7 protein-coding genes are annotated in these 7,863 nt (G+C 72.8%); 4 read left to right on the plus strand and 3 right to left on the minus strand.

Going from position 1 to position 7,863, the window contains the following annotated elements:
- Positions 1–273: 273 nt before the first annotated feature.
- Both G3573_RS18285 and G3573_RS18290 read right to left on the minus strand, forming a co-directional pair.
- Positions 274–1,059: a LytTR family DNA-binding domain-containing protein gene (locus G3573_RS18285; protein ID WP_163263124.1), complete on the minus strand. Its 786-nt coding sequence runs from the start codon at positions 1,057–1,059 to the stop codon at positions 274–276.
- Between the two features lie 146 nt (positions 1,060–1,205).
- Complete coding sequence (locus tag G3573_RS18290) at positions 1,206–3,620, minus strand: UDP-galactopyranose mutase (RefSeq protein ID WP_163263125.1); 2,415 nt, start codon at positions 3,618–3,620, stop codon at positions 1,206–1,208.
- A gap of 302 nt (positions 3,621–3,922) precedes the next feature.
- On the opposite strand from G3573_RS18290, the gene G3573_RS18295 reads away from it, so the two are divergent.
- The 4 genes from G3573_RS18295 to G3573_RS18310 are packed head-to-tail and all read left to right on the plus strand — an operon-like array spanning position 3,923 to position 7,408.
- Positions 3,923–5,035 carry an ABC transporter permease gene (locus G3573_RS18295; RefSeq protein WP_163263126.1) on the plus strand — a complete coding sequence of 371 codons (1,113 nt, stop codon included), beginning with the start codon at positions 3,923–3,925 and terminating at the stop codon, positions 5,033–5,035.
- Entirely contained in the window at positions 5,032–5,829 is a 798-nt protein-coding gene (locus tag G3573_RS18300) for an ABC transporter ATP-binding protein (protein ID WP_163263127.1), read from the plus strand. Before G3573_RS18295 ends, G3573_RS18300 begins: the two co-directional genes overlap by 4 nt.
- Positions 5,829–6,767: an MlaD family protein gene (locus G3573_RS18305; protein ID WP_163263128.1), complete on the plus strand. Its 939-nt coding sequence runs from the start codon at positions 5,829–5,831 to the stop codon at positions 6,765–6,767. Before G3573_RS18300 ends, G3573_RS18305 begins: the two co-directional genes overlap by 1 nt.
- Complete coding sequence (locus G3573_RS18310; RefSeq protein WP_163263129.1) at positions 6,767–7,408, plus strand: ABC-type transport auxiliary lipoprotein family protein; 642 nt, start codon at positions 6,767–6,769, stop codon at positions 7,406–7,408. Before G3573_RS18305 ends, G3573_RS18310 begins: the two co-directional genes overlap by 1 nt.
- Before the next feature lie 13 nt (positions 7,409–7,421).
- Here the strand turns inward: G3573_RS18310 and G3573_RS18315 are convergent.
- Positions 7,422–7,863 (minus strand): hypothetical protein (locus tag G3573_RS18315; protein WP_163263130.1); only part of this gene is annotated, 442 nt, incomplete at its 5' end.

Consider the following 7,863-nt stretch of genomic DNA (forward strand, 5'->3'; position numbering starts at 1 on the left):
GGGCGGACGGGCCGGCTGGGCCGCCGGCGCCGCGGCGGGAGGCGCGGCCGGGGGCGCGGTCTGGGCGACGGCGGTCGAGGTCAGAACAAGGGCACAGGCAGCGCCGATCAGGACGGAGGGTCTCAAGCTAGGGTTCCGGAGAAAACGCCGGGGGCGGCGGTTGTTAGGAACCCTCGCCGCTACAGAGCTTCACCGCGCCGCGCCGCCCTGACTTCGCCGCCGCCAGTCCTAATGCGTGAACGCCATTCGCGGGAACCGCCTGCCGAAGCTGGCTCAGGCCGCCTCGGGAAGCCACCCCGCGTTGCGGACCACCAGGGCGTAACTGCGGCTGACCGGGACCTTGCGCCCGTCGCGCAAGGCTAGCAGCAGGCGATCGCCGTCGCGCTCCCACCCCGCCACCGCGTCGCGGGCCACCCACCAGGAGCGGTGCACGCGCATGCCGTCGAGGCGGGCCAGTTCCTCCATCGCCTTGGACATGCTGAGAAGCACCAGGTCGGAGCCGAGCGTGGTGTGCACGCGCAGGTAATGGTCCTCCGCCTCCACCGTCAGAATCTCGCGCCCCAGGCGGCGGGGCAGCCGGTCCAGGAAGCGCCGCAGATCCGCATCGTCGCCCTGGGCCTCGGCCTCGGCCGCCGCGGCCACGGAGGCGCGGCCGACACGGCGGCGGCGCGTCAGCTCCACCACCGCCGCCAGCCCGAGCGTCACCACGGCGACGTTCCCATACAGGGTCGCCAGGTCCTGCGGCGTGAACGGCCCCTTCGCCCGCACCACGGTCTCGGCCCAGGCGACCACGAACACGGTCGGCGCCGCGGCCGCGAGCGCGCTCGTGATCGTCCCCGCCACGGGCCGGTCCTGAAGCAGGGCGGCCCTCCGCAGCAGTTCGCGCACAAGGACGACGTGTCCCCAGCCGAAGAGGAGCACGCCGAGCCAGTAGAGGTGGCGTTCCCCCGTCTCCATTTCCGAAAAGGTGTCGAACGGGCCGATCCGGCCAAACAGCAGGGCGATCAACCCAACCGCCACGAGTTCGTAGGCGAGGGGACGCCAGAATTGCGCGCTCACAACACTCCCCCCGTGACGTCCTCCCGACGCCGAGGTCCATGGCGGGGCGTGGAGAGGCGCAACTTTAGCGAAGCCGCGCGGACCGGTCGAGCCGACTCCAGGAGCGCGGCCTCTTAGGCAAGGGGGGCATGGCCGCCGGCGCGGAGCTAGATCGCCAGCGCCGCGTCGGCCAGCCGGTCCTCGTCCAGCGGCCGCTGCAGCCCCCGCCGGATCAGCCGGCGCGAGGCGGCCAGGGCCTGAGCGGCGGCCTCCCCGAGGCCGAACTCGCGGTAGGAGGCCAGCCGGCCGATGAAGGTCGCGTCGCGCTGGGTGCGCGCCAGGGCGGCGTAGCGGCGGTGCAGGGCCAGGTTCTCCGGCGTCGGCAGCGGGAAGAACGGGTCGCCGGCGCCGCCCGGCTGCTCGTAGGTGATGCTGGTCTTCGGGTGAACCTGGCCGGTCAGGTGCTTGTGCTCGACGATGCGGCTCCAGGCGGTCTCCTCGGACGGGAACTCGACCACGGCGGCCGGCTGGTGCCACTCCTGGTCCAGGGTCTCGTGCCGGAACCGCACCGAGCGGAACGGCAGCTCGCCGAACCGGTGCTCGAAATAGCCGTCCAGCGGGCCGGTGAAGACCAGGTGGTCGTAGACGACCTCGCGGCGCACGTCCTCGAACTCGACGTCCAGCTCCAGGTGGATGCCGTCGTGGTCCAGCAGGTTCTCGAACATCAGGCCGAAGCCCTTGGCCGGAACGGCCTGGAAGGTGTCGGTGAAGTAGCGGTCGTCGTCGCCCAGACGCACCTCGGCGCGGGCGGCGGCGCGGCGGTGCAGGGCGGACGGGTCGACCCCCCAGCGCTTGCGGGCCCAGCCGCGGAACACGCCCTCGTAGAGCTCGGGGCCCAGCCGGGCCAGGGCCGCCGCCTCGGCGGTCCGGGGCGTCGCCACCGGCGTCGTGCGCGCGGCCAGGAAGGCGGCCGCCTCCTGCTCGCCGGCCAGGTCGAGGCCGAACAGGGCGTTGAGCGCCGTGCGGTTGATCGGCGAGGGCACCAGCTTGCCGTCGGTGGCGGTCAGCACCCGCGGCGCGCAGGGCCGCCAGTCGGTGAAGCGCGACAGGTGGTGGAAAACGTCGGAGCGGTCGGTGTGCAGCACGTGTGCGCCGTACTTGCCGACGCGGATGCCGGCGGCGTCCAGGTGGTCGTAGGCGGTTCCGCCCAGGTGCGGGCGGCGGTCGACCAGCAGCACGCGCTTGCCGCCCTCGGCCGCCAGACGCTCGGCCGCGACCGCGCCGGCCATGCCGGCGCCGACCACCAGCACGTCGTAGTGCGACCGGCGCGCCGACGGGCGCACCGCGGGCGCGGAGACGATCTCGCGCAGGAAGGGGGCGGCGATCGGGCGTCGCGCGGACACCACGCCTTCGACCAGTTCCGCCATCCGCGCGTGGGTGGTGTCCCAGCAGCTTTCGGCCAGCGCCTGGTCGGCCGGCGCGCGCCAGGCGCCGCCGTCGGCCTCGGCCGACATGTCCAATGCGGTCTGGCAGGCCTGGACGAACTTCTCCGGGGTGGCGGCGACGCGGACAGCCTCCAGCTCGCCCCAGTGGCGCACCAGGTCGACCAGCGGCGTGGCCACCACCGGCCGGCCGCCGGCGAGATACTCGGCCGTCTGCGGCGGGCAGGCGAAGCGCGCGGACGCGCCGCGGGCGAAGGGGATCAGGCCCACGTCCCAGCCCGCCAGGTAGGCCGGCAGCTCGGCGTAGGGCTTCGCGCCCAGGTAATGCAGGTTGGGCCGCCGCGGCAGCTCGTCGTCGGTCAGGCCGATCACCGGCCCCACCAGCACGATGTTCCAGGCCGGCCGCGCGTCGGCGACGGCGGCGAGCAGGCCCAGGTCCAGCCGCCGGTCGATCGCGCCGAACCAACCCAGGCGCGGGCCGGTGATGGCCTGCTGGTCGGCCGGCTCGGACAGGCCCGCGCGCGCGGTCGCGAAGTGGGCGCGGTCGACGGCGGGCGGGAAGGGGTGCACGTCGCGGCGACGCGCCTTCTTGGCCTCGAACAGGCTCCAGCCGCCAGCGAACACCAGGTCGGCCCGGCCCAGCAGTTCGCTCTCCAGCTCGCGCAGCTCGTCCTCGCCCAGGCGCGAAGCGGCGACCGGGTGGGCGCAGTCGTAGATCACCGCCGCCGGGTCGCGATGGCGCGAGAACGGCAGCATGGTCGGCGTGCAGTACCAGAACACCGGATCGGCCGGGACGTGCTGGTCCAGCAGCTCGTCCAGCAGCTGGCGCAGGATCACGTCGCGGCCCCAGCCGTCGAGGCCCGCGGGCAGGCGCGGGGTGGCGACCGAGACCCCCGGCGCGCCCGAGGCCATGTCCAGCGACGGGCCGCGGTCGGGATCGGCCGGACGCGGCTCCTCCACCACGTAGACCGGGCGGTGGCGGGCGAAGCGGCTCATCAGATGGCCGGTGCGGCTCTGCACGCGGCCCCAGCGAAGATGGGTGAAGCAGATCAGCGGCGCGGCGCCCGGGGGGCACGCGTCGAGAGTTGGGACGTCATGGGCGGCCGGACGGGCGGATGACGTCGAATCGAGCCAGATCATGATTTCTCAGCACGTCGCGGCCAGGATACTGGCGGCACAACACCGTCGAAGCCGGGCCGGTTCCGCACTTGCGAACGGAAAGCGTCACTGTGCGATCGTCCTGCGCGATACTTCTCCACTTCCGCGAGCATTGAAGCCTTCGCCGCGTAATGCGGACAACGACGTTATCTTGATTGAAGCTCCCGCTGCGACGACTGCGGCTGTGGGATTCTGGTCTCAAAGGAACAGCCACGGTCGGGGGACGTTAAGCTGAACCGGACCTGCGCGTTAAGGGTTTGGCCGAGCTCTGGTATGGGTGCGGGATGCAGGCGGCGGACTTCCGCATCGATTCGGGGCCGGACGGCGCGACCCTGGCGCTCACGGGCGACTGGACGGCGACCGCGCTGGGCGGCGCGACAGCGCGCCTGACCCGGGCGCTACGCGGTCGCGCGCCGGGCGCCATCGACCTGCGCGAGCTGGGCCGGTTCGACACCGCCGGCGCCTTCGCCCTGCTGAAGGCCACCGGCGGCCATGTGGACCCCGCCGATTTCCGCGACCGTCCGGAAGCGGAGCAGATCCTCACCCTGGTCGCCGGCGTCGAGTGCCAGGCGCCGCCGCCGCACCGGCGGCTGGACCCCGTCCAGGGCTCGCTGCAGAAGATCGGTCGCGGGGTCACCGACTTCGGGGCCGAGTTCTATCGCAACCTGGCCTTCAACGGCCGCCTGGGCCTGGTCGGCCTGCGCACCCTGGTCGATCCGCGCCGGATCCGCTGGGCCGCCTGGTTCAGCCTGGCCGAGCGCGCCGGCCTGGACGCCATCCCGATCGTGGCGCTGACCACCTTCTTCATCGGCGCGGTGGTGGCCTTCCTCAGCGCCGACCTGCTGATGACCTTCGGCGCCTCGGTGTTCGCCGTCGAGCTGATCGGCATCGCCGTGCTGCGCGAGTTCTCGGTCGTCATCGCCGCCGTGCTGCTGGCCGGCCGGTCCGCCTCCAGCTTCGCCGCCGAGATCGGCGCGATGAAGATGAACCAGGAGGTCGACGCCATGAAGGTCATGGGCGTCGATCCGTTCGAGGCCCTGGTCCTGCCGCGCGTGGCCGCCCTGCTGCTGATGACGCCCCTGCTGACCTTCGTCGGCGACGTGACCGGCCTGATCGGCGGCGCCCTGGTGGTCTGGGCCAAGCTGGACCTCAGCCCCGCCTTCTTCCTGCAGCGGATCGAGGAGAACGTCGGCGGCGTCAACTTCTGGGTCGGCATGTCCAAGGCCCCGGTGTTCGCCCTGATCGTCGCGGCCATCGGCTGCCGTCAGGGCATGGCCGTGGGCGGCGACGTGGAGTCGCTGGGCCGCCGGGTTACCTCGGCGGTCGTGCAGGCGATCTTCGCCATCATCGCCGTCGATGCGGTGTTCGCGCTGATCTACCTGGAGGCGGGGATTTGAGCGACCCCGGCCTCGATCCCGACGCCCCGCCGGTGGAGGTGCGCGGCCTGGTCAACCGTTTCGGCGACCAGGTCGTCCACAATGGCGTCGACCTGACCGTCGAGCGCGGCGAGGTGCTGGGCGTGGTCGGCGGCTCCGGCACCGGCAAGACCGTGCTGCTGAACAGCATCCTCGGCCTTCACCGGCCCGACGCCGGCGAGATCCGGGTGTTCGGCCGCGAGCTGTCGAAGCTGAAGGCGCGCGAACGGGCCGAGGTGGAGGAGCGCTGGGGCGTGCTGTTCCAGCAGGGCGCGCTGTTCTCGGCCCTGACCGTGCGCGAGAACGTGGCCGCGCCGATGGCTGAGCACACCACCCTGCCGCGCGCCCTGGCCGACGGACTGGCCGAGATGAAGATCGCCCTGGTCGGCCTCGGCCCGGAGGCGCTTCACCGCCGGCCAGCCGAGCTGTCGGGCGGCATGCGCAAGCGCGTGGGCCTGGCCCGCGCCCTGGCGCTGGATCCGGACCTGCTGTTCCTGGACGAACCGACCGCCGGCCTCGACCCGATCGGGGCGGCGGCGTTCGACACGCTGATCCGTGAGCTGGCCACCAACCTGGGCCTGACGGTCTTCATGATCACCCACGACCTGGACAGCCTGTACGCGGTCTGCGACCGCGTGGCGGTGCTGGCCGACGGCAAGGTGGTCGCGGTGGCGCCGCCGCACGAACTCGAGCATTCGACCCATCCCTGGATCAGGGAGTATTTCTTGGGCCCGCGCGGCCGAGCCGCCGCACGCGCCGCAGGGGGAACCCGCTGATGGAAAGAAACGCCCACTACGCGGCGGTCGGCCTGGCCACGCTGGTGCTCCTCGTGGGCATGGCGCTGTTCGCCGTCTGGCTGGCGCGCTTCCAGTTCGCGCGCGACTACGACGTCTACGACGTGCTGTTCCACGGACCGGTGCGTGGCCTGTCGGAAGGCGGCGAGGTGCACTTCAACGGCATCAAGGTCGGCGAGGTGACCGACCTGAACCTCGACCCGCGCAATCCGGACCGGGTGATCGCGCGCGTGCGCATGACCTCCGACGTGCCGGTGAAGACCGACTCGCGCGCCCAGCTGGAGCCCCAGGGCATCACCGGCGTGAACTACATCCAGATCACCGCCGGCACCCCCGAGGCCAAGCTGCTCAAGGCGCTGTACCCCGAAAACGTGGTGCCGGTGATCCAGAGCCAGCCCAGCCCGATCAGCGAGCTTCTGACCGGCGGCGGCGACGTGCTGGCCCGCGCCATCGACGCGCTCAACCGGGTCAACCGGGTGCTGTCGGACGAGAACATCCAGGCCTTCTCGGCCACCCTCGCCCATGCGGAATCCATCAGCGCCGAGCTGGACGAGCGCAAGGCCGTGCTGGCCAAGGCCGAGGCCGCCATCGAGAAGGCCGGCGTCGCCGCCGACGAGTTCGCCGCCCTGGCCAAGTCGGGCCGCAGCCTGACCGAAGGGGAGGGCAAGCGGGCTCTGGCCAACATCGAAAGCGCCGCGGCCGAGATCAACGCGGCGGCCAAGGACATCCGCGCGGTCACGGCCAAGCTGGACGGCCCGACCACGGAGTTCGCGACGACCGGCCTGCCGCAGATGACCGCCGCGGCGACGTCCCTGCAGGAGGCGGCCGACACGCTCAACCGTCTGGCCTCCGAAGCGCAGGCCAGCCCGCAGACGCTGATCAGCAAGGCTCCGGCCAAGGAAAAAGAGGTGCCGCGGTGATGAAGAAGCTTTCCCTGCTGGCCCTCGCCGCGGCGTCGGCCGGCCTGGCCGGCTGCGTCAGCCTGCTGCCGAAATCCGAGCCGGTGCAGCTCTACCGCCTGTCGCCGCCCGCCGCGGCGGCGCAGGCCGGCGGCGCGCCTGAGGCGGCCCGCATCGACGTGGCCCTGGCCCCGACCGAGTTCCCGCGGGCGGCGGCCGGCGACCGGATCCTGACCTTCACCGGGCCGGAAGCCGCCTACATCGCCGACGCCCGTTGGGTCGCGCCGGCGCAGATCCTGTTCGTCGAGGCGCTGGACGGCGCCTTCTCGAACCAGGCGCGCAACGTGCGCCTGCAGGCCGGCCGCGGCGAGCACGGCGCGCCGCTGATCCTGGATCTCGACGTGCGCGAGTTCGCGGCCCGCTACGACAACGGCGCCAACGCCGCGCCGACCATCGTGCTGTCCATGGACGCCAAGCTAGTCCGTTTCCCCGATCGCAAGCTGATCGGCGAGCGGACCATCCGCGTCGAGCAGCGGGCGAACGAGAACCGTGTGCGGGCGATCGTGCCAGCCTATCAGGCGGCGATGGATCAGGCGCTGGGCGAACTGGTCGGCTGGACCGACGCGACCGCGACGGCGGGCGCGGCGGCGGCTCAACGCTAGGGCACGAGGGGGCTCAGCCGGGGCGGCGCACCAGCTCGGCGGTCTGCTCCATCCGCGCCTCGGTTTCGGCGCGGCGGGCGCGGCCTTCCTCCAGCTCGGCGAGCGGCGCCCCCGCGGCCTTAAGGACCGCAGCCTTGGTTTCGGCCAGGGAGACCTGGTCGGGGCGCATGCGACGGCCGCGGCGCACGCCCACCAGGCCCAGCAGTTCGGCCCAGTCGGCGCGCCAGGCGGCGAGCGCCGAGGCGGCCTCGGCCAGACGGTCGGACAGCGGCGCGTCGACGTTCTGCACCACCCGCACCAGCGGCAGCTGACCCACGGCGGCGCCGCGCACGGCGTCCAGTTCGGTCAGGCGCCGGCTCAGGCGGCCCACGCGCTCGGGATCACGGGCCGGGGCGACCTCCGCCACCGCCACGCCTTCCGCGCCCGGCGCCGGGGTCGCGAGCGCCTTGGCGGCC

Origin of the sequence: Caulobacter sp. 17J65-9 (genome assembly GCF_010975005.1) — a bacterium.
Taxonomy (GTDB): Bacteria; Pseudomonadota; Alphaproteobacteria; order Caulobacterales; family Caulobacteraceae; genus 17J80-11.

Coding starts and splice junctions, on each gene's coding strand:
- G3573_RS18295 (WP_163263126.1), top strand. CDS start 3,923: ATGCAGGCGGCGGACTTCCGCATCGATTCGGGGCCGGACGGCGCGACC.
- G3573_RS18290 (WP_163263125.1), bottom strand. CDS start 3,620: ATGATCTGGCTCGATTCGACGTCATCCGCCCGTCCGGCCGCCCATGAC.
- G3573_RS18310 (WP_163263129.1), top strand. CDS start 6,767: ATGAAGAAGCTTTCCCTGCTGGCCCTCGCCGCGGCGTCGGCCGGCCTG.
- G3573_RS18305 (WP_163263128.1), top strand. CDS start 5,829: ATGGAAAGAAACGCCCACTACGCGGCGGTCGGCCTGGCCACGCTGGTG.